This window comes from Actinacidiphila yanglinensis (assembly GCF_900107965.1).
GTDB lineage: Bacteria > Actinomycetota > Actinomycetes > Streptomycetales > Streptomycetaceae > Actinacidiphila > Actinacidiphila yanglinensis.
This window is the reverse complement of sequence record NZ_FNVU01000008.1, coordinates 341,100-362,534: the sequence shown is the minus strand read 5'-3', so window position 1 is coordinate 362,534 and position 21,435 is coordinate 341,100. Positions and strand designations below refer to the sequence as shown.

Sequence of the window (21,435 nt, the reverse complement as noted above, 5' to 3'; positions counted from 1 at the left end):
TCCAGCGCGCCACCTGCCATCCCCGTGGCAGGGGGCTTTGTTGTGCGGTCGACTGCTAACGCAGGGAGTTAATCTCGATCGCGGGACAGCGATCCATGACCATGTCCAGACCCGCCTCCCGCACCCGCGCGTACGCCTGCTCGTCGACCACGCCGAGCTGGAACCAGACCGCCTTCGCGCCGACCGCCGCCGCCTCGTCGGCCACCGCGCCCGCCAGCGCGGAGTTGACGAAGACGTCCACCACGTCGACGGGGAAGGGGATCTCCGCCAGCGACGCGTATCCCTTCTCGCCGTGCACCGACTCCGCCTTCGGGTGGACCGGCACCACGCGCTTGCCGAACCGCTGCAGCACCGCCGCCACGCCGAACGCCGCCCGCGACGTGTTGTTCGACAGGCCGACCACCGCCCAGGTGTCACCGCTCTCGGTGAGGATCCTGCGCACCGTCTCCGCGTCGCCGTACATCCCGCTCACCCTTCCCCTGCTTCTGCCCGCCCGCACGCTTCCCCGCGCTTCCTGCCTGATCAACGCCCCGCCCGGCACCATGATTCCCCCGGCACTAGGCTGAAAGGGTGGTAGATCGGTATCTGACGGTGGCGCGGCCGGGCGTGTACGAAAGTGAGATCAAACGCTCGCGGTTCCGGTGCGCGCTGGCGCCGGCCGGCAGCCAGGAAGAGGCCGAGGAGTTCGTCCGCGCCGTGCGCAAGGAGCACCCGGGGGCCTCGCACCACTGCTACGCGTACGTCATCGGCCCCGACGGCCGCCTGCACCGGGCGAGCGACGACGGCGAGCCCGGCGGCACCGCGGGCACCCCCATGCTCCAGGTCCTGCTCGCCCGCGAGGTGCGCGACACCGTGGCGGTCGTCACCCGCTACTACGGAGGCGTCCAGCTCGGCGCCGGCGGGCTGGCCCGCGCGTACGGCGGAGCCGTGTCGGCGGCGCTGGACGCGACCGGCACCGTCGAGCGGCGCCTGCTGGCCCTGCTCACCGTCACCGCCGACCACCAGCGCGCCGGACGGCTGGAGAACGACCTGCGCACCGCCGGCCACGCCGTGCGCGAGGTGGAGTACGGCGCCGCGGTCACCTTCCGTCTCGGCGTCCCCGAACCCGACACCGCGGCCTTCCGCTCCTGGCTCGCCGACGCCACCTCCGGCACCGCCACCTGCACCACCGAGGGCAGCGCGTATGTCGACGTCCCCTGAACCGCCGCCCCCGGCACGGCGCAAGGCGACTCCGCGGTAGCCGGAGAGTGCCCCGCGGGGTGTGCGGGCGAGGGGCGGGAGTGATCGGTAGTACGGTGCTGCTCTGCGGGTGAACGCCCGGGGACGATGAGGGGGACGGGTGCGGTTCGGAGCGGTGGCGTGAGATTCCTGCACACCTCGGACTGGCACCTCGGCCGGTCCTTCCACCGGGTGAGCCTGCTGGAGGACCAGCGGACCTTCCTCGACCACCTCGTGGCCACGGTGCGCGCCGAGCAGGTGGACGCGGTGCTTGTCGCCGGCGACGTCTACGACCGGGCGGTGCCCCCGCTGGGCGCGATCGAGTTGTACGACGAGGTCCTGCACCGCCTCGCCGATCTCGGCGTGCCGGCCGTGCTCACCTCCGGCAACCACGATTCGGCCCGGCGGCTAGGGGTCGGCGCCGGGCTGATCGGCCGGGCCGGCGTCCACCTGCGGACCGACCCCGCGACCTGCCACCTCCCGGTCCTGCTGCCCGACCCGCCGCACGGCGACGTCGCCGTCTACGGCCTGCCCTATCTCGAACCCGCCCTCGTCCAGGCCGAGTTCGACACCGAGCGGGCGGACCACACCGCCGTGCTGGGCGCCGCCATGGACCGGGTCCGCGCCGACCTCGCCACCCGCCCGGCGGGCACCCGCGCGGTCGTCGTCGCGCACGCCTTCGTCACCGGCGGCGCGCCCTGCGACAGCGAGCGCGACATCACCGCCAGCGGTGTCGAGGCGGTGCCCGCCGGCCTCTTCGACGGAGCCCATTACGTCGCGCTCGGCCATCTGCACGGCTGCCAGACCATCAACGACCGCGTGCGGTACTCCGGTTCGCCGCTGGCCTACTCCTTCTCCGAGCAGCACCAGCGCAAGAGTATGTGGCTCGTCGACCTCGGCCCCGGCGGCGACGTCACCGCACGCCGCCTCGACACCCCCGTGCCCCGCCCGCTCGCCCGGTTGCGCGGCCACCTCGACGACCTGCTCGCCGACCCCGCGCTCGAACCGCACACCGGGTCGTGGGTCGAGGCCACGCTCACCGATCCGTTCCGGCCGCACGAGCCGATGGCGGCGCTCGCCAAGCGGTTCCCGCACATCCTCGCGCTGGCCTTCGAGCCCGACCGCGACACCGAGGACCCGCTCGCCACCTACGCCCGCCGGCTGCACGGCCGCACGGACCAGCAGATCGCCGAGGACTTCGTCGCCCACGTGCGCGGCAACGGCCCGGACGGAGCCGAACGCGGCGTCCTGCGGGCCGCGTTGGACGCGGTACGGGCCGACGCCGTCCGGGCGGAGCGCGACTGATGCGCCTGCACCGCCTCGTCCTCACCGCCTTCGGCCCGTTCGCCGGCAGCCAGCGGGTCGATTTCGACGAACTCTCCGCGGCGGGGCTGTTCCTGCTGCACGGCCCCACCGGCGCGGGGAAGACCTCCGTCCTGGACGCCGTCTGCTACGCGCTGTACGGGCAGGTGCCCGGCGCCCGGCCTGCGAACCGGCTGCGCAGCGACCACGCCGAGCCGGCTACTCCGACCGAGGTCGTCCTCGAACTCACCGTCGGCGGGCGGCGGTTGGAGATCACGCGGCGCCCCGAGCAGTTGCGGGCGAAGAAGCGGGGCACCGGCACCACTGTCGACAAGCCGGTCACGCTGCTGCGGGAGCACGTCGGGGGCACCTGGCAGGGCCTGTCCACGTCGCATCAGGAGATCGGCGAGGAGGTGCGGCAGCTCCTCGGCATGAGCTGCGAGCAGTTCTGCCAGGTGGTGCTGCTGCCGCAGGGCGAGTTCGCGACGTTCCTGCGCGCGGGCGCGGTGGAGCGCGCCGCGCTGCTCGGGCGGCTCTTCGACACGCGCCGTTTCAAGGCCGTCGAGCAGTGGCTCCGCGACCGCAGGCACGACGCGGAACGGCAACTGGCCGCAGGCGACGGTGAACTGCGGCAACTCGGCGCGCGGATGCGGCAGGCGGCGGGGTACGGCGGCGCGCCGTACGGCTCCGGGTCCGTGTCCGATCCCTCCGGCGCACCGGATGACGGACCCGGATCCGGCATCGACGTCGGCTCCGCGGGCGACGCGGCGACCGAACTCGGCGCCGGCCTGCTCGCCGAGGCCGCCGTCCTGCGCTGCGAAGCCCGCGAGCGCTACGACGTGACGGCCGGCGCCGTACGCCTCGCCGAGGACGGGCACCGCACCGCGGCCGAAGCGGCCGCCGTCGCGCGCGAGGTGGCGGCCCTGCAACAGCGGCGTCGCGACGCCCTCGACCGCGAGACGGCCGCGGCCCGGCAACGGCCCGCCCGCGCCGCCGTCCGGGACCGCCTCGACCGCGCGCATCGTGCCCTCGCCGTCGACCCCGCGCTCGGCCTGCACGACAAGGCAGCGGCCCGGCACGCGGAGGCCCTCGCCGCGGAGCGGGCCGCGGTCGGCCGGCTCGCCGGTTCGGGCGAGCTCCCCGCGCTCCTCGCCGCCGATCTCCCCGCAGACGCCGTCACCCCGATCGCGCTGCCCGCGCAGGACACGCACCCGACGTCCGCCGCGCCGACCGCGACCGGTCGGGGTTCCTCCCGTTCCTCCGGCGCGGCACACGACGGGTTCCGGGCCGGCGCCGGCCGGGGTGAGGCGTCCGCACGCCGTGGGCCGTCCGGTCCGGCCCCGGGGGAGGAGTTGCCGGGTGCGGCCGGTGGTGAAGCGGTCCGCGGCGTCCCGGCGCAGTACGGGCCCCGGCGTGCGGACGCCGCGGAAGCGTCCGCGCCCGCCCCGCGGCGGCTGTCCGTCGACGCGATCGCGGGCAGGGTGGGGGAGTTGCGGGAGGAGCTGGGCTCCCTGGCCGGCGCGGGCGAGGCCGAGGCGCGGCTGGAGGAGATCGCCCGGCGGCGGGAGCTGTTGGAGCGGGAGGAGCGGGCCGACGAGGGCGCCGTGCGGGAGGCGCAGGCGTGGCTGGAGGGCTGGGCGCGGGAGCGGGGACGGCTGCAGGGCCGGGTGGAGGCGGCCGCTGAGGCGGCGGCACGCGCGGAGGGACTGGCCGGGAGGGTCGAGGCGGCGCGCGGACGGCGGGACGCGGCGGCCGAACGGGACCGGCTGGCACGGGGGACGGAGCGCGCGGAGCAGGCCGCCCGCGAGGCCCGCGACCGCGCCGCGGAGGCCCGCGAGGCGTGGCAGGACGCCCGGGAGGCCCGGATCGCGGGAATCGCCGCCGAGTTGGCGGACGGCCTGGTCGACGGGGAGCCCTGCCGGGTCTGCGGCGCCGAGCAGCACCCCGCCCCGGCCCGCCCCGGCGCCGGCCGCCGGACCACGTCCGCCGACGAGGACAGGGCGAACGCGGCCTACGAGCAGCGCCGTTCGGCGTACGAGACGGCCGGAGCGGAAGCAGCCCGGCTGCGGGCCGCACGCGACGCGGCCGCCGCCTCGGCCGGAGCCGCGCCGTACGCCGAACTCGCTGCCGCCTGCGCCGAGTCCGAGGCCGAGCATGCCGCCGCCGTACGGTCCGCCGGGGACCTCACGGAGGCCCGCCGCGCCCTCGCCCGCGCGGAGGAGGAACGTGAACGCCGCACCGCGCAGCGGGAAGGCGCGCTCAGCCGCAGCGCCGCCCGCACCTCCCGGCGGGAGGAACTGGACGAGCAGCACCAGCGGTTGGCCGCCGAACTCGCCCGGATCCGCGCGGGCCACGCGACCGTACGGGCCCGGCACGCGTCCCTGACCGCGCGCGTCGGGCTGCTGGACCTGGCGGCGGACGCGGCGCGGGAGCGCATCGACGGCGAGCGGCGGCTCGCGGAGGCGGTGGCGGCGCTCGCGCAAGCTGCCGCGGCGGCGGGGTTCGGGTCTGCCGCGGAAGCCGCCGCGGCGCTGCTGCCACCGGCCGAACTCGCCCGAACCGAGCGGGAGGTGGCCGCCTGGGCGCGCGAGGAGGCCGCGATCGAGGCGGCGCTGGCCGCGCCCGAACCGGCTGCCGCCGCCGCGCTGCCGCCCGCCGATCCCGACGGCGCGCAGCAGAGCGCGCAGGCCGCGCACCGCCGGTTGCGGGACGCCTCCTCCGCGGAGTCGGCCGCCGCCACGCGCTGCCGGGAACTCGACCGGCTGACCGCCGAGGGCACCTCGCGGGTACGTGAACTCGCCCCGGCGCGTGAGGAGTTCAGCCGCCTCAAGCGGCTGGCGGACCTGGTCGCGGGCAACTCCGCCGAGAACCAGTACCGGATGGAGCTGGAGACCTACGTCCTGGCCGCCCGGCTGGAACAGGTCGCCGCGGCGGCGGGGGTGCGGCTGCAGCGGATGTCCGCGGGCCGGTACACGCTCGTGCACAGCGACGCCCGCGCGGGCCACCGGGCCAAGTCGGGCCTCGGCCTGATGGTGGTGGACGCCTGGACCGGCACCGAGCGCGACACCGCGACGCTCTCGGGCGGCGAGACGTTCTTCGCCTCGCTCGCGCTGGCCCTGGGCCTGGCCGACGTCGTCACCGACGAGGCGGGCGGGGTCCGGCTGGACACCCTCTTCATCGACGAGGGCTTCGGCAGCCTGGACGAGCAGACCCTCGACGAGGTGCTCGACGTCCTGGACGGGCTGCGCGCCCGCGACCGCGCCGTCGGCATCGTCAGCCACGTCGCGGACCTGCGCCACCGCATTCCCGCCCAACTGCGGGTGGTCAAGGACAAGGACGGGTCGAGCGTGCGGATGCACACCGGCGCACGCTGACGGTATCCCTCGCCGCGCCCGGGCCTGTTGCGAGGGATTCCGCCGGCCGGCGCGGCCGCGGCGTCACAGGACGAGCGGGCGGCGTGCCAGCGGCGAGGAGTAGACCACGCTCGTGGTGACCGCGCCGAGCCCGGAGATCCGCCCGGTCACCTCCTCCAGGTGCCGCATCGACCGCGCCGCGACCTTCATCACGAAGCAGTCGTCGCCGGTGACGTGGTGGGCCTCCAGCACCTCGGGGGTGGTGTCGAGCAGGTCGTGGAAGGGCTTGTAGTTGCCGTGCGGATAGCGCAGCCGCACCAGCGCCAGCACCGGCAGGCCGACCCGCTCGGGGTCGATCACGGCGGAGTACCCGGCGATCACCCCCGCCTCCTCCAGCCGCCGCACCCGCTCGGTGACGGCGCTGGCGGACATCGCGACGACCCGGGCCAACTCCGCGTAGCTCGCCCGCGCGTCCTCCTGCAGGGCCGCCAGCAGCCGCCAGTCCGTCGCGTCAAGGGAAAACGTGGTCATTCCCCAGCGATACCAGGGAAAGCCCGGTCGATCAAGAAGAGCGCCGGGGAATCCGCCTTCAGCCCGCGGGGAGGGGGCCATAGATTTCCCGGCATGACAGCCACCACGCAGAGCGCCGCCGCACCCGGACCATCACCCGCCGTACCCGAACTCGCCTCACCCGCAGTCGAACTCACTCCACTCGCACCCCAAAGTGCGTGCCCCGCCCCCGAATCAGTCGCACCCGTACCCGAACTCGCCGTACCCGTACCCGAACTCGCCCTACCCGCACCCGCACCCGCCGGACCCGTGCTCAGCACGCCCCCGGCCGCACCCGCCGAGGCGGCCGCGTACTTCGCCGCGAGCCTCGCCTTCCACACCGACGTCTCCGACGTGGCCGCCGCGCTCGCCGCCGGCGGCGACCCCGGGTTCACGCTGGTCGACACCCGCAGCACCGAGGCGTGGGACCAAGGCCACATCCCCGGTGCCGTGCACCTGCCCACCGCAGAGATCCCGCGGCTGGCCACGACCTTCCTCGACCCGGCCCGGCCCGTCGTCGTCCACTGCTGGGGCCCGGCCTGCAACGGCGCCGCCCGCGCGGCGCTCGCCCTGGCCCAACGCGGCTACCGGGTCAAGGAGATGCTGGGCGGCATGGAGTACTGGATCCGCGAGGGCCTCGGCTACTCCACCGCCGACGGCCCTGCCCGCCGCGACCCGGACCCGCTGACGGCGCCCGTCGTCGCCGACGTGTGCGGCTGCTGACCCCCCGGCGCCCTCACCGCCGAGACGGCGGCCCGGGACACCGTCGCGGAGGGGCCCGCCGTCAGACGTGTCCCGCCGGCGGAACCCCCGCCGTCACTCCGGCATCGTGGTCAGCTCGTACGACCACAGGTCCCCGCGGTTCGCGACGCGCTCGAAGCCGATCCGCTCCAGGACCTTCTGCGAGGCGAGGTTGCCCGGCTCGGTGGTGGCCAGGACGACCACCACCTCCGGCTGGCCCAGTGCCCACTGGCACAGGGCACGGGCCGCGTCGGTCGCCCAGCCCGCTCCCCGGCCGGACTCCGACAGGTCGTAGCCGATCTCGACCGCGCCGCGGTCCGGCGGGCCGTGGAAGCCGACGCCGCCGACGGCGATCCGGTCCTCGGTGCGCTGGATCGCGAACAGCCCCCAGCCGGGATGGTAGACCCCCGCGCCGGCGGCGGCGACCGTCATCGACGCCGCGCTCATCGTGCCCTCGCCCGGCACCCCGTCGATCCAGGTGAGCGCCCCGGGCTTGCCGTCGGCCAGCAGCGCGGCCTCCCCAGGAAGCTGCTCGCGCAGGGTGAGCCGGCCCTGGGTGAGCACCAGGCTCCCGGCGTCGTGGGAAGCGTGCAGAGTCATCGGGCCGAACCGCCTTGTCGCCAACGGAAGGAAGCAGGAGCCGGACCCGGCCCGCACGACACCCGGAAGGCGCGCGTGAGGAACACCGAGACCCCCTATCCGGCACCCTACGCCCTGGTCACTCGCCCCGGGAGGGCGTCCCGCGCACTGCTCACCGGGGCCCGCGGGACGGTGCGCGGAGCGGGCCGGCGGGGCCCGGTTCGAGCCGGACCCCACGTGCCCCGGGAGCACGCCGCGGGCGCGACGGCCCCGCCCGCACCACTACAGCGCGGACAGCTCCACGAGGAGATCGTCCAGGCCCAGGGAGCCCAGCGACAGCGCGGCCATGTGCCATGCCTTCAGGTCGAAGGCGTCGCCCCGAGCAGCACGGGCGGCGGCCCGCCCGGCCAGCCAGGTGCGCTCGCCCATCTTGTAGCCGATCGCCTGGGCGGGCATGCCGAGGTAGCGGATCAGCTCGCTCTCGACCGTGTCGGCGGGGCTGCCGCTGTGGGCGGCGAGGAAGGCGTGGCCCAACTCCGGCGTCCAGCGCTCCCCGGGGTGGAACGGCGAGTCGGCCGGGATGGTCAGCTCCAGGTGCATGCCGATGTCGATGATCACCCGCACCGCGCGCATCATCTGCGCGTCGAGGTACCCCAACCGCCGCTCGGGGTCGGTGAGGAAGCCGAGTTCGTCCATCAGCCGCTCCGCGTACAGCGCCCAGCCCTCCGCGTTCGCGCTGACCAGCCCGACGGTGGCCTGGTAGCGGGACAGGCTCTCGGCGATGTGCGTCCACTGGGCGAGCTGGAGGTGATGGCCGGGCACGCCCTCGTGGTACCAGGTCGAGACCAGGTCGTAGATGGGGAAGCGGGTCCGGCCCATCGTCGGCAGCCAGGTGCGGCCGGGGCGGCTGAAGTCCTCGGTCGGTCCGGTGTAGTACGGCGCGGAGGCACCCCCGGGCGGGGCGATGCACGCCTCCACCTTCTTGACCCGCTCGGCGAGTTCGAAGTGCGTGCCGTCCAGCGCGCCGATCGCCTCGTCCATCAGCTCCTGCAGCCAGGCGCGCACCTCCGGCACGCCCTCGATGACGGTGCCGTGCTCGTCGAGGTGGCGCATCACCTGCCACGGGTCGCCGTCGGGGAGGATCTTGCCCGCCTCCGTGACCATCTCCGCGAGCAGCCGGTGGAACTCCGACCAGCCGTAGGCGTACGCCTCTTCGAGGTCCAGGTCCGCGCCGTTCCAGAAGCGCGAGAGGCGGGCGTAGCGCTCGCGGCCCACGGTGTCCGGAGCGCCCTCGACGGCCGGCGCGTACGTGTCGCGCAGCCAGTCGCGGATCTGCGCGAAGGCGGCCGCCGCCTCGGCCGCCGCCGCGTCCAGCTCCGCGCGCAGCTCGGCCGGGCCGTCCGCGGTGAGCTGGGCGAACCAGCTGCCCGCGGCGCCGTCGCCGACCCACGTGCCGATCTGCCCGATGACGGTCTCGACCTGCTTCGGGCCGCCCAGCAGGCCGCGGTCCAGGCCCGCTTCCAGCGAGGCCCGGTAGCCGGCCACCGAGGCGGGCACCGCGCGCAGTCGCGCGGCGAGGTCGGCGTGGTCCGCGGCGGTCTCGGTGGGCATCAGGGTGAAGGTCTCGCGGATGCTGTGCAGCGGCGAGTTGATGTTGCTGACCGTCCGGAGGTGCTCGTCGGCCTGGTAGACCTCCAGGTCGGCCGACAGCCCGCCGCGCAGCAGGCCGGCGCAGCGTCGCTCCACCGGGCTGTCGCCGCCGGGCCGCGCCTCGGCCTCGGCCAGCCGGGCGAGGGTCTCGCGCGCCAGGTCGGCCACCGCCCGGGCTCCGTCGGGGGAGTAGTCCGGCAGTCTGCGGGCACTGCCCGGCGCGCCGAGGTACGTACCGAGGGTCGGGTCGAGGGCGATCAGGTCGTCGACGTAGGCATCGGCGACCTGGCGGGGCAGCGGGTTGTTGGTGAGAGTCGACATGCGGCCATCTTGGTATGCCGAGTGGTACGGCGTCACCCCGGGACTGCCTGCGCGACCTGCGACCGGCCGCCCGGCCCGGGCGGAACGGTCCGGTCCGGACGCTCGCCGGACCGGGCCGGGCCGGAAACGAGCCCGGTCGCCGTCTCGTCACACCGGACGGTCGATCACCGTCCAGGGCAGCAGCGCGGGTGCGCCGGCGGCCGGCGCGGGCAGCGTGGCGGTGACGACGAGGGTGCCGTCCTCGACCTGGTAGTCCAGCGGCAGGTCCAGCTCGCGCATGGTGGCGATCATGCCGGTGTTGGCGGACCGGGTCACTGCGTAGACGCTCTCGCGGCCCGCCTCCACCGCGAGTTCGACCAGCTTGCGCAGCAGGGCGGCGCCGATGCCGCGGCGCTGCCAGTCGTCCTCGACCAGCAGCGCGACCTCGTTCTCGTCGCCGTCCCAGAGCAGGTGGCCCAGTGCGACCAGGCGGCCGGAGGCGGTCTCCACCGCGAGGGACTGGCCGAAGCGCGGGCTGAGCAGGTGGGCGAGATAGCGGTCGGCGTCGGCGACCGGGCCGTGGTAGCGCTGGGCGAGCGTGGCGGGCGAGCAGCGCTCGTGCAGGGCGAGCGCCGCCGTGTGGTCCTCGGGGCGGGCCCGGCGCAGGCTGATCTCGTTGCCCTCGGGCAGGGTCAGCACGTCCCGGCGGTGCGGCATGCGCACGCCGAGCCGGGCGTCCAGCTCGACCAGGGCCCGGGCGCGGGCGAACTCGGTGGGCGTGAAGGGCAGATGCTCGCGGCGTACGGTGATCATGCCGCCGGACGGGTCTCGCAGCCGCATCACGGTCGGCGCGTCCTCGGACCCGCCGTCCCCGCGCCGCTCTCCGTCCGGGCCGTCCGGCCGCTCCTGGCGTTCGTCCTGCTGCTCGTCGTGCTGCCCCGCGGGGGTCGAGCCGATCGTGCAGCGGCCGAAGAGCTGCCGCAACGCCAGCGGGAGTTCGGCCGCGTCCAGCGCGGTCCGGGTGGCCAGGGTGAGCATCCGGGTGGGCATGTCGACCAGGTCGTGCGCGTCGGCCCGCTCCAGCCAGGTGTCGGTGCCGCCGGCGTCGGCGACGGTCAGGGCGAGCGCGGCCGCGGGAACCCCGGACGGCGCCCGCAGCAGGAACTCGTCCACGGTGGCGTCGGCCAGCGGGTGCGTCTGGAGGGTGACGATGTCGACCCGGCCGGCCGCCAGCGCCGTGCACACGGCGCCGAGGGTGCCCGGCGCGTCCCGTACGGTCGTCCGCATCCGCCACAGCGTGGTCGGGCCGGGAACCGACGCGGAGGAGGGCGCGGGGGCGATGGCTGCCGGAAGCAGCGGGTGGTCGGCGTTCCGGGTGTGTGCCTGCGCGCGCTCACCGGTGTCGCCGTGCCGTCCGGTCCACCACAGGTGGAAGCCCGCGGCGAGCAGCAGCCCGGCCGCCGAGGTGATCAGCAGCACTCTCCCGTCGGGGCCGTCGTTGACCAGGTCGGCCACGCAGTCGGCGACGGCCATCGCGGCGAACAGCGCAGCTACTTCGGCGAGTTCACGGCCCCAGTGACGGCGCCGTGCGGGGGCGGAGGCAGAGGAGGTCGAATGCGGCATACGGCCACCATGCCGAAGACGTGTTGCGCGATCACGAACACACCATGACCGGACGGTAAAGGGGCGATCTTTTCGGTTAACTCACCTTTTCGTGGGTTTCGCCGATCTCGGGTGAGTCCGGGTCGTCCCCGCAGGTGGCGCGCCCAGCAGGCGCACCGCGCGGGCGATCGCCTCCGGCGCGAGATGCGCGTAGCCGACCACGAGGTCGACCTCGTCCCCGGCGGCCTGCCGGGGAGCGGGCCCGGCGGTGTAGTCCGACAGCGGACGCAGCCGCACCCCCGCCGCCGCGGCCCGCGCGAGGAACCGCTCCTGCGGCCCGTAGCCCGCCGGCAGCGTGACGATCGCGTGCAGCCCGGCCGCGATGCCGCTGACCCGCGCGCCGGGCAGGTGCTCGGCCAGGGCGGCGACCAGCGCGTCCCGCCGCAGCCGGTACAGCCGCTGGCAGCGCCGCAACTGCCGGTCGTACTGGCCGGTGGTGAGGAACTCCGCGAGGACGGCCTGCTCGGTGACGGGGTTGCCCAGATCCATGGTCCGCTTGCGGGCCGCCGCCTCCTCGACCACGTCGGCCGGGGCCACCAGCCAGCCCAGCCGCAGCCCCGGCGCCAGGGACTTGCTCACCGACCCGGTGTACGCGACGTGGCCGGGCGCGAGGCCCTGCAGCGCGCCGACCGGCGCGCGGTCGTAGCGGAAGTCGCCGTCGTAGTCGTCCTCGATCACGAGACCGTCCACCGACCGGGCCCACGCGGCCAGTTCGGCACGCCGCGACGCCGAGTACGCCACGCCCGAGGGGAACTGGTGGCTGGGCGTCGCGATCACCGAGCGCACCCCGGAGGCCGCCAGGGCGTCCACCCGCAACCCGTCGGGTCCGACCGGCACCGGCACGGCCGACAGCCCCACCGCGGCCAGCAGTGCGTGGTGTTCCGGGCTGCCCGGGTCCTCCACGGCGACCGCGCGCTCGCCCCGGGCGTGCAGCACCATGCCGAGCAGCGTGTGCGCCTGGGCCACCCCCGAGACCACCATCACCTGGTCCGGCTCCGCGGCCACGCACCGCCGCCGGACGAGGAGTTCGGCCAGTGCCTGCCGCAGCTCGGGCAGCCCGCGCGGATCGGGGTAGCCGAACGCGCGGTGCGGCAACTGCGCGACGATCCTGCGGTGCGCGGCGGACCAGGCCGCCCGCGGGAAGAGCGAGAGGTCCGGCAGGCCGGGCCGCAGATCCGCCGGGCCGCCCCGGTCGTCCGTTGCGAAGCCGCTCACGGCCGGTACGGCGGGGCCGGCCGCGGTGCGAGCCACCCACGTGCCCGAACCCCGCCGCCCGGTCAGGTAGCCCTCGGCGGTCAACTGCTCGTACGCGTCGGTCACCACGCCCCGCGACACCCCGAGGTCGGCGGCCAGCGCCCGGCTCGACGGCATCCGCACCCCGGCCGCCAGCCGCCCCGACCGCACCTCCTCGCGCAGCGCCGACTGCAGCGCGCGGCCCCGCCCGCGGCGTGCGACGTCCAGCGACGGCAGCAGTACCTCCCACGCGGCGGTGGGCACCTCCCACGCGGCGGTGGCCCCGGCGGCGGCGTGGCTCGCGGGAGTCGCGGCGCCGCCCGCACCGGAAGTGGTTCCCCAACTTTCCATGAAAGTGGACCTTAAAGCAGACCGCCTCGGCTCCGTACGGTCCGGACATGAACTCCTCGCACCGCACCGGCGTGCTCCTCAGCGCCCTCGCCTGCGTCCTGGTGGGCGCGTCCTTCACCGCGGGCGGCGCCCTCGTCCACTACCCGCACGCGGGCGGCCAGGCACTGCGCTACGGCGCCGCGTTCCTGCTGCTGGCCGGCCCGGCCCGCCGGAGCGCGGCGAGGTTACGGGCGCTGCGCCTGCGTCACTGGCTGCTGGCGGCGGCCGTCGCCGGGGTCGGCATGGTCGGCTTCAACCTGTCGGTGCTCGCTGCCGAGCGGACCGCGCAACCGGCGGTGCCCGGCGTGCTGGTGGGCTGCGCGCCCGTCGTGGTGGCGGTGCTGGTCCCGCTGGCCACGGGACGCCGGCCGACCCGGTCCGTCGCCGGGGGAGCGGTGCTGGTGGCGGCGGGCGCCTTCGCCGTGCAGGGCTGGGGCGGCACCGACGGCCGGGGCCTGGCGTGGTCGGTGGCGGCCCTCGGCGGCGAGGTGGGGTTCGCGCTGCTGGCCGCCCCGCTGGTGCGCCCGCTCGGGCCGCTGCTGCTGTCCACCTGCGTGTGCGGGTTCGCCGCCCTGGAGGCGGGAGTACTGGCCGCGGCCGGCGACGGGTTCCGGGTCCCGACGGCTCCACAGGCGCTGGCACTCGGCTGGCAGTCCGTCGTGGCCACCGTGATCGGCTTCGTCTGCTGGTATGCCGGGTTCCAGCGGCTGGGCACCGAGCGGGCCACCCTCTTCTCGGGCCTCATCCCGGTCGCGGCGGCCCTGACCGCGCCGGTGGTCTCCGTCGGCACGCTCGGGATCGGGCAGCTCGCCGGCAGCGGGCTGGTGGCCGCGGGCGTGGCGGTGGGCTCGGGCGCGCTGCGGGGCGTGGAGCCGCGCGCGAAGGAGGACGTGGGGGAGCGCTCGACGGAGGGCCTGGCGGCGGGCGTGACGACGGCCGTGGCGGCGGACGGGCAGCGGGTGACGGCCGACCGCCGGGGCTGAGCGTGGCGGGCGCGCGGGGGATCGGTGCACGTCGGCGAGGGCGGGCCGGGCCGGCGGGTGCGGCCGGCGGGGGGCGTGCGGCGGGCCTGCGGAGGAAGGGGAAAGCGGGAGAAAACGGTCACTGCATTTATGCGTGGGGGCGGGAACTCCGCCGGGATGGGGGGAGTTGTGTCAGTACGGGCCGGTGCGAGTCGCCGGCCCGGCCAGCGGCTCCGACCGGGCGCCCCCGTCCCGGTCGGAGCTTCGAAGGCCGTCCGCGCGTCCGCCGGCCCCCTCCTCCGGCGGGCCGCGGGCGGCGCGCCGGAAGAGGGTGTGCCGGAGCCGGGCGTGCCGGTCACGGCACTAGTTCACGCCGAACGCCTGCTGCAGCGGGTCGATCGCGAAGTAGGCGAGGAAGCAGACGGACACGCCCCACACCAGCGGGTGCACCTCGCGGGCCTTGCCGAGGGCCGTCTTGAGCACGACGTAGGACAGGAAGCCCGCGCCGATGCCGTTGGTGATGCTGTAGGTGAAGGGCATCACCGCGATGGTCAGGAACGCGGGGATGGCGGTGTCGAACTCGGTCCAGTCGATGGTGCGCACCTGTGCCATCAGCAGGAAGCCGACGGCGACCAGCGCGGGCGCCGCCGCCTGCGCGGGCACCACCCCGGCCAGCGGCGACAGGAACAGCGACAGCGCGAAGAGCGCGCCGGTCACCACGCTCGCCAGGCCGGTGCGGGCCCCCTCGCCGACGCCTGCCGCCGACTCCACGAAGGCGGTGTTGGAGGACGACGACGCCAGGCCGCCCGCGACGGCCGCGGCACCGTCGATGAAGAGCACCCGCCCGATGTTGGGCACCCGGCCCTTCTCGTCGAGCAGCCCCGCCTCCGTGGAGATGCCGACGATCGTGCCCATCGCGTCGAAGAAGTCCGACAGCACCAGGGTGAACACCGACAGGATGCAGGTGACCACTCCGGCGTCCCGGAACCCGCCGAAGAGGCTGAAGTTGCCGACCAGCCCGAAGTCCGGTGTGGCGACGAGCTTGTGCGGCACGGTGGGCGGGTTGGTGCCCCACGCCAGGTCGGGGATGTCCGCGATCTTGTTCACGATGATCGCCACGATGGTCATCACCACGATGCTGATCAGGATCGCGCCGCGCATCCTGCGCGCGACCAGCGAGACGGTGAGCAGCACCCCGACGCAGAAGACCAGCACCGGCCATCCGGTCAGCGTCCCGTTGCTGCCGAGCTGCACCGGGGTGGTGTTGTGCGCGGCGTCGGGGATGCGGGTGACGAATCCCGCGTCGACCAGGCCGATGAACGCGATGAACATGCCGATGCCGACGGCGATCGCCTGCTTGATCGCCGGCGGGATGGCGTCCATGATCGCCTGCCGCAGGCCGGTCACGACCAGCAGGCAGATCAGCAGGCCCTCCAGCACCACCAGGCCCATCGCGTCCGGCCAGCTCATCTGCGGGGCGAGCTGGAAGGCGACCACCGCGTTCAGGCCGAGGCCGGTCGCGATCGCCAGCGGGAGGTTGCCGCCCACGCCCATGATCACCGTCATGACGGCGGCCACCAGCGCGGTGACGGTGACCACCTGGTCGGTGTGCAGGTGGACGTGGTTCATGTCGGCGCTGCTGGTGAGGATGATCGGGTTGAGCACGAGGATGTAGGCCATCGCGAAGAAGGTCGCGATCCCTCCGCGCACCTCCCGCCCGGGTGTCGATCCCCTCTCGGATATCCGGAACCATCGGTTCAGGGCGTTGTCGTCGCCAGGTGGGGCGGGTGCGGGCGTCACGGCGTCGGCGACGGGTCCGGGCATGGTGCTCCTTCTGGAATTGTCCGAAGTCGGTGGCGGGGCACACGGATTGTGCCCCCGTGCGGCGCCGCGCGGGTTTCCCCGGCGTTACCCCGTATCACCGTCGGGTTTCGGACATGCCCAGGTCAACACTTGCGTCAGGGAAAGATCACCCGTCGTCCCCGCCGCCGGCCCGGTCCCGGCCGTCGTGGGCCGCGCTCACAGGCCGCCGGTCACCCGCAACGTCGCGCCCGTGGTGTAGGACGCGTCCGGCGACAGCAGCCACACCACCGCCCCGGCCACCTCCTCCGGCTGCCCCGGCCGGCGCATCGGAATGCGGTCGCTCTTGCGCCACGGCCGCTGCGCGTCGCCCATCGCCGCGTGGATGTCGGTCACGATCATGCCGGGCTGCACCGAGTTGACCCGCACGCCCTCCTCGGCCAGTTCCTTCGACAGGCCGAGCGACATCGCGTCGACCGCCGCCTTGCTCGCCGCGTAGTGCACGTACTCGCCGGGGCTGCCCAGGGTTGCCCCGCCCGACGAGATGTTCACGATCGCGCCGCCCGCGCCGCCGTACCGGGTGGACATGTCCAGCACCGCCCGCCGCGCGCAGATCAGCGCGCCCATCACGTTGACGTCCACCACCCGGCGCATCACCTCGACCGGGGTCTCGGCGAACCGGCCGAGCGGGCCGGTGATGCCCGCGTTGTTCACCAGGCCGGTGGCCGGGCCGAGCGTCTCGCGCACCGCGCCGAAGAAGGCGTCGACCTGCTGCTCGTCGCTGGTGTCGACCTGGTGCACCATGCAGGTCCCGCCGCCGTCGCGGATCTGCCGGGCCACCTCCTCGGCCGCCTCCTGCGCCCGCTCGTAGCCGATCGCGACCTGGTGGCCCGCCGACGCCAGACGCAGCGCCACCGCCGCCCCGATACCGCGGCTGCCACCGGTGACCACCGTGACCTGCTCCATCGCCCCGCTCCTCGCTGTGCCGTTCGCGCCGTCCACCCTGCGTGGCCGTCGCCGTCCGTGCGCCGTGCGCCGTACCCCGTGCGTGGCGCGCCGTCCCCGGTCGTCCCGCAAAGATCACGAACGCTACCGCAGCGCGCCGTCAACATCGTATGAACGCCTCATGTATCCGGTTCCGCCGGGCATGGGCGGGTTCGAGGATTGGTCTTGACCAAGTTTGCGATGCGCCTCTATCGTCCTAGTAGTGCAAGGACCTTTAATAAACACGGGTTCGGAAACAAGCCTGAACAACGCGTGACCCGGCCGGGGCCCCGGCGGTCACAGCCCCGGCGATTGCGAGGACAGGGTGGGGACCACGCAGCTCGAAGCTGTGCAGGAGCCGAAGTACTGGCACCTCAAGACCGTGCTGAACGACGCACTCGACTCGGAGTTCGAGGTCGGCGAGATCCTGCCCAACGAGCGGGACCTCGCCGCGCGCTTCGGGGTCGCCCGCGCGACCCTGCGCCAGGCGCTCGAACAGCTGGAGCTGGAAGGCCGCCTGCAGCGCCGGCGCGGCGTCGGCACCACCGTGGCGCCGCCCCGGATCGGCGTGGCCGTCGGACCGTCGGCGAACGTCTGGCCCGGCGCCGTGCGTGACGCGTGGACCACGATCGGCTGCGTCGAGGCGGTCGCCCCCGCGCCGATCGCGGCGCTGCTCGGCACCGACCCCGAGCAGGCCGTGCACACCGTGCGCCGCGAGCGGGTCACGCAGGGGCAGCCGGTCGCCACCGAACTGCTCTACGTGCCGCCCGCGTCGGTGCCCGGGCTGTCGACGCTGCTCACTCCCGCCGAGCACGCCCCCGCCGTGCTGGACGAGTTGCACTCCCTGGAGCTCGAAGGCGAGGACCGCGCCGTCGAGTTGGGCTCGGCCCGTGCCGAGGACGCGAAGCAGCTCGACCGGCTGCCGGGCGCGCCCGTCCTGGTGGTGACCACCCGCTACTACGCGCAGGGGCGCGTCGCCGCCGCCTCGGTCGCGACCTACCGCGCCGACACCTGCCGGCTCACCTTCGGCGACTCCGGTGCGCTGGAGGTCATGCACGAGCAGCCCGGGCGCCGCCAGGCGTCCTGACCGGCCGGGGCCGCACCCCGCGGACCCGTCGCCCGCCCGCTCTCTCCACGCGCCCGCATCCGGCCGCGTTCGGCCCGCTCCCGTCGTGCACGGGGGCGGGCCGCAGCCGTGTCAGGGGCGAGGGCGGGCCGGGAGCGGGGCCGGGTCGGGGCGGGAAGGCCCGCGCGGGCCCAACTCCCCCCGGTCCACCCGTAGGTGCGCGCCGTGCGGTCAGCGCCGCGGCAGCGACGACTGCTCGACCGCGAACAACTGCTCCTCCACGTGGTCGAGCGCCAGCCGCAACGCCCCGGTGGCGATCGCCTCCTGGCCCAGCGCGGAGAGCACCACGTTCGGAGGCCGCAGGCAGTAGCGCGCCAACTCCGAGCGCAGCGGCTCCAGTACGCCGTCGAGCCCGGCCGCCCAGCCGCCGATCACCACCAGCTCCGGGTCGATCGCCAGCACCAGCGCGGCCACGTCGTGCACCAGCCGGCGCAGGAAGCGGTCCAGCGCGTCCTTGGCCTGCACGTCGCCCTCGCGGGCCAGCGCGAACACCCGCTCCACGGCGGGCTCGTCCAGCGGGTGCAGCGGCGTCCCGGTGGTCGACAGCAGGTGCTCGGGCGTCACCTCGCGGCCCAGCAGGTGCAGCGCGCCGATCTCCCCGGCCGCGCCGCCGAAACCACGGTGCAGCCGGCCGCCGATCAGCGAGCCCGCGCCCGGGCTCAGCCCGGCGAGCACGAAGACGACGTCGTCCGTGCCGACCGCGGCGCCCTTCCAGTGCTCGGCGACCGCGGCCACGTTGGCGTCGTTCTCCACCAACACCGGGCAGCGGAAGGAGCGTTGCAGGCGCTCACCGAGGGCCAGCCCGGTCCAGCCCGGCAGCGCGGTGCCCAACCGCACCTCGCCGCCCGCCTCCACGATGCCGGGACTGCCCACGCCCACCGCCCACAGGGTGCTGCGGGCCACGCCGGCCCTGCGCAGCAGGTCCGCGACGGTGCCGCGGACCCGGTCGATCCGGTCGTCGGCTCCGGCCGACTCCGCGACCTGGTGGCCGAGCGAGTCCAGTACCTGGCCGCTGAGGTCGGAGAGGACCGCGCGCACCTGGTGCGCGCCGATCTCGATGCCCAGCAGGTGCCCGGCCTCGGCATGGAAGCGGAAGCGGCGGGCGGGCCGGCCCTGCTTGCGCGTGTCACCCGGCTCGGGCGCGACCTCCACCACCAGGTCGGACTCCGTCAGCCCCTCGATGACGCCCTCGACCGTGGGCCGGGACAGCCCCGTGTCGTGCACGAGTTCGGTCAGGGTCGGGGTCTGCGCTCCGCGCAACGCATGGAGGACGACCGCGGAGTTGATCCGCCGGAGCAGGGACGGGTCCCCGCCGGTGAGGCGCTCCAAGGTGTGTCCTCCCAGCCTGTACCTGTGTCGCGGATCGTACCCGGCGCGGGGCCGCGCGGCGAGTGCCGCCGGAACCCGTCCTCCGCGCCGTGCCCCGGGAGCCGCCCCCGGACGCCTGCCGCGCCCCGTACGTCCTGCCCCCGGACACCGTACGACCAGCACGGACGTGCCCGGACTACGGCCCGGGCACCGCTTCCGCGGCAGGCCCCGCGAGGTGCCTCGCGACGCCCCCCGCGGCCGGTTCGGCGAGGCCGCTTCCGTCGAGTTCGGCGCGGTCCGCCGGGAAGGCCGCCGCGCGCAGCCGGGCGAACTCCTCGGCCAGTGCGGTGGGCGACCAGTGCGCGTTGAGGCCGCTGGGACTGGGCAGTACCCAGACGCGGGCGCCGCCCAGGGTCCGTTCCTGCGGGCCGACCGACGCGTGCTTGTCGGCGAACGCGACGCGGTACGCGGTCACGCCCAGCACCGCCAGCCACTCCGGCCGGTGCCGCGCCACCTTCGCGGTCAGCGACCTGCCGCCGGCGACCAGCTCCTCGGCGGTCAGCTCGTCGGCCCGCGCGGTCGCCCGCGGGGCCACGTTCGTCAGGCCGAAGCCGAGCGCGAGGACCTGGTCCTGCTCCGCCGGCGCGAACCGGCGCGGGGTGAAGCCCGAGGCATGCAGCGCCGGCCAGAACCGGTTGCCCGGGCGGGCGAAGTGCCGACCCTGGTAGGCCGACATCAGCCCGGGGTTGATCCCGCAGAACAGCACCCGCAGGCCGGGCCCGACCACGTCCCGCAGCGTGCGGGTACGGGCCTCGGCCAGCTGCTCGGGTGTCAGAGGATCGCCCCCGGCCGGTACGCCGCCGCCTGCGGGTACGCCTTGACGACCTCCTCGACCCGCCCGGCCACCTCGGCGACCTGCTCGGCCGCCGCACCGGTGAAGGACAGCCGGTCGGCCATCAGCGCGTCCAGCGCGGCCCGGTCCAGCGGGATCCGGTCGTCGGCGGCGAGCCGGTCCAGCAGCTCGTTGCGCTCGGTGCCCTGCTCCCGCATCGCCAGGGCCGACGCGACCGCGTTCTCCTTGATCGCCTCGTGCGCCGCCTCCCGGCCCACCCCGGCCCGCACCGCGCCCATCAGCACCTTCGTGGTGGCCAGGAACGGCAGGTAGCGGTCGAGTTCGCGCGCCACCACCGCCGGGAACACGCCGAACTCGTCCAGCACCGTCAGGAAGGTCTCCAGCAGGCCGTCGAACGCGAAGAACGCGTCCGGCAGCGCCACCCGGCGCACCACCGAGCAGGACACGTCGCCTTCGTTCCACTGGTCGCCGGCCAGCTCGCCGGTCATCGAGGCGTAGCCGCGCAGCACCACCATCAGGCCGTTGACACGCTCGCAGGACCGGGTGTTCATCTTGTGCGGCATCGCCGAGGAACCGACCTGGCCCGGCTTGAAGCCCTCGGTGACCAGCTCGATCCCGGCCATCAGCCGGATCGTCTTCGCCAGCGAGGACGGCGCGGCGGCGAGCTGCACCAGCGCGGTCACCGCCTCGTAGTCCAGCGAGCGCGGGTAGACCTGGCCGACGGAGCTGAACGCCCGCGAGAAGCCGAGGTGGTCGGCGATCCGCTGCTCCAGGTCGGCGAGCTTGGCGCTGTCCCCGCCGAGCAGGTCCAGCATGTCCTGCGCGGTACCGACCGGGCCCTTGACGCCGCGCAGCGGGTACCGGTTCAGCAGCTCCTCGATCCGCCCGAACGCCACCAGCAGCTCGTCGGCGGCCGTCGCGAAGCGCTTGCCGAGGGTGGTCGCCTGCGCCGCCACGTTGTGCGAGCGGCCGGTCATCACCAGCTCGCCGTACTGGCCCGCGAGCTGCCCGAGCCGGGCGAGCACCGCGACGGTACGGTCCCGGGCGTGCTCCAGGGACAGCCGGATCTGCAACTGCTCGACGTTCTCGGTCAGATCGCGCGAGGTCATGCCCTTGTGGACCTGCTCGTGCCCGGCGAGCGCGTTGAACTCCTCGATGCGGGCCTTCACGTCGTGCCGGGTGACCTTCTCGCGCTCCGCGATCGACTCGAGGTCGACCTGTTCCAGCACCCGCTCGTAGTCCGCGATCGCCTGCGGCGGCACGTCGACGCCCAGGTCCGCCTGCGCCCGCAGCACGGCGAGCCAGAGCCGGCGCTCCAGGACCACCTTCTGCTCGGGCGACCACAGCGCGGCCAGCTCCGCGGAGGCATAGCGACCGGCGAGGACATTCGGGATACGCGGCTTGGCTGTCACGTGTGGAGATTCT

Annotated in this window: 17 protein-coding genes; 6 read left to right on the top strand and 11 right to left on the bottom strand. The window is 74.9% G+C overall.

What is annotated here, in order from left to right; genetic code table 11:
• Positions 1-55: 55 nt before the first annotated feature.
• On the bottom strand, positions 56-463 hold the full coding sequence (locus tag C4U44_RS20970) for a CoA-binding protein (RefSeq protein WP_103887391.1): 408 nt from the start codon (positions 461-463) through the stop codon (positions 56-58).
• A gap of 107 nt (positions 464-570) precedes the next feature.
• Here C4U44_RS20970 and C4U44_RS20965 point away from each other — a divergent pair, with 107 nt between their 5' ends.
• The 3 genes from C4U44_RS20965 (at position 571) to C4U44_RS20955 (ending at position 5,894) form a co-directional block, all read left to right on the top strand.
• Complete coding sequence (locus C4U44_RS20965) at positions 571-1,200, top strand: YigZ family protein (protein ID WP_103887390.1); 630 nt, start codon at positions 571-573, stop codon at positions 1,198-1,200.
• A gap of 159 nt (positions 1,201-1,359) precedes the next feature.
• Entirely contained in the window at positions 1,360-2,523 is a 1,164-nt protein-coding gene (locus tag C4U44_RS20960) for an exonuclease SbcCD subunit D (RefSeq protein WP_103887389.1), read from the top strand.
• A complete protein-coding gene (locus C4U44_RS20955) occupies positions 2,523-5,894 on the top strand; it encodes an AAA family ATPase (protein WP_103887388.1) in 3,372 nt (1,123 codons plus the stop codon). The genes C4U44_RS20960 and C4U44_RS20955 overlap by 1 nt, the downstream gene beginning before the upstream one ends.
• 63 nt (positions 5,895-5,957) lie before the next feature.
• Here the strand turns inward: C4U44_RS20955 and C4U44_RS20950 are convergent, their stop codons facing one another.
• Positions 5,958-6,404 (bottom strand): Lrp/AsnC family transcriptional regulator, encoded by a 447-nt coding sequence (locus tag C4U44_RS20950; RefSeq protein WP_103887387.1) that lies wholly within the window; start codon positions 6,402-6,404, stop codon positions 5,958-5,960.
• 288 nt (positions 6,405-6,692) lie between these two features.
• On the opposite strand from C4U44_RS20950, the gene C4U44_RS20945 reads away from it, so the two are divergent.
• On the top strand, positions 6,693-7,145 hold the full coding sequence (locus tag C4U44_RS20945; protein WP_235032235.1) for a rhodanese-like domain-containing protein: 453 nt from the start codon (positions 6,693-6,695) through the stop codon (positions 7,143-7,145).
• Positions 7,146-7,238: 93 nt separating this feature from the next.
• On the opposite strand, the gene C4U44_RS20940 is transcribed toward C4U44_RS20945, so the two are convergent.
• The 4 genes from C4U44_RS20940 to pdxR all read right to left on the bottom strand — a co-directional run bounded on the left by C4U44_RS20940 (position 7,239) and on the right by pdxR (position 12,938).
• Positions 7,239-7,763, bottom strand: a complete 525-nt coding sequence (locus C4U44_RS20940; RefSeq protein ID WP_103887385.1) for a GNAT family N-acetyltransferase — start codon at positions 7,761-7,763, stop codon at positions 7,239-7,241.
• A gap of 261 nt (positions 7,764-8,024) precedes the next feature.
• Positions 8,025-9,713, bottom strand: a complete 1,689-nt coding sequence (locus tag C4U44_RS20935; protein ID WP_103887384.1) for a DUF885 domain-containing protein — start codon at positions 9,711-9,713, stop codon at positions 8,025-8,027.
• Between the two features lie 147 nt (positions 9,714-9,860).
• Positions 9,861-11,315, bottom strand: coding sequence for a GNAT family N-acetyltransferase (locus tag C4U44_RS20930; RefSeq protein ID WP_103887383.1), 1,455 nt, complete (start codon positions 11,313-11,315; stop codon positions 9,861-9,863).
• 81 nt (positions 11,316-11,396) lie between these two features.
• The gene (gene pdxR, locus C4U44_RS20925) at positions 11,397-12,938 is read right to left on the bottom strand and encodes a MocR-like pyridoxine biosynthesis transcription factor PdxR (RefSeq protein WP_103887382.1); all 1,542 of its coding nucleotides are present in this window, start codon (positions 12,936-12,938) and stop codon (positions 11,397-11,399) included.
• Positions 12,939-12,985: 47 nt separating this feature from the next.
• Between pdxR and C4U44_RS20920 the strand changes: the two genes are divergently transcribed.
• Positions 12,986-13,960, top strand: coding sequence for a DMT family transporter (locus tag C4U44_RS20920; protein WP_103887381.1), 975 nt, complete (start codon positions 12,986-12,988; stop codon positions 13,958-13,960).
• Between the two features lie 342 nt (positions 13,961-14,302).
• Here the strand turns inward: C4U44_RS20920 and C4U44_RS20915 are convergent, their stop codons facing one another.
• Both C4U44_RS20915 and C4U44_RS20910 read right to left on the bottom strand, forming a co-directional pair.
• Complete coding sequence (locus C4U44_RS20915) at positions 14,303-15,763, bottom strand: NCS2 family permease (protein WP_103887380.1); 1,461 nt, start codon at positions 15,761-15,763, stop codon at positions 14,303-14,305.
• A gap of 195 nt (positions 15,764-15,958) precedes the next feature.
• Complete coding sequence (locus tag C4U44_RS20910; protein WP_103887379.1) at positions 15,959-16,705, bottom strand: SDR family oxidoreductase; 747 nt, start codon at positions 16,703-16,705, stop codon at positions 15,959-15,961.
• A 343-nt stretch (positions 16,706-17,048) separates the two neighbouring features.
• Between C4U44_RS20910 and C4U44_RS20905 the strand changes: the two genes are divergently transcribed.
• On the top strand, positions 17,049-17,810 hold the full coding sequence (locus C4U44_RS20905; protein WP_103887378.1) for a GntR family transcriptional regulator: 762 nt from the start codon (positions 17,049-17,051) through the stop codon (positions 17,808-17,810).
• 210 nt (positions 17,811-18,020) lie between these two features.
• Here the strand turns inward: C4U44_RS20905 and C4U44_RS20900 are convergent, their stop codons facing one another.
• The 3 genes from C4U44_RS20900 to purB form a co-directional block, all read right to left on the bottom strand.
• Positions 18,021-19,178 (bottom strand): ROK family protein, encoded by a 1,158-nt coding sequence (locus C4U44_RS20900; RefSeq protein ID WP_103887377.1) that lies wholly within the window; start codon positions 19,176-19,178, stop codon positions 18,021-18,023.
• 175 nt (positions 19,179-19,353) lie between these two features.
• On the bottom strand, positions 19,354-19,992 hold the full coding sequence (gene mug / locus C4U44_RS20895) for a G/U mismatch-specific DNA glycosylase (RefSeq protein ID WP_103887462.1): 639 nt from the start codon (positions 19,990-19,992) through the stop codon (positions 19,354-19,356).
• A complete protein-coding gene (gene purB / locus C4U44_RS20890) occupies positions 19,989-21,422 on the bottom strand; it encodes an adenylosuccinate lyase (RefSeq protein WP_103887376.1) in 1,434 nt (477 codons plus the stop codon). The genes mug and purB overlap by 4 nt, the downstream gene beginning before the upstream one ends.
• Positions 21,423-21,435: the final 13 nt, after the last annotated feature.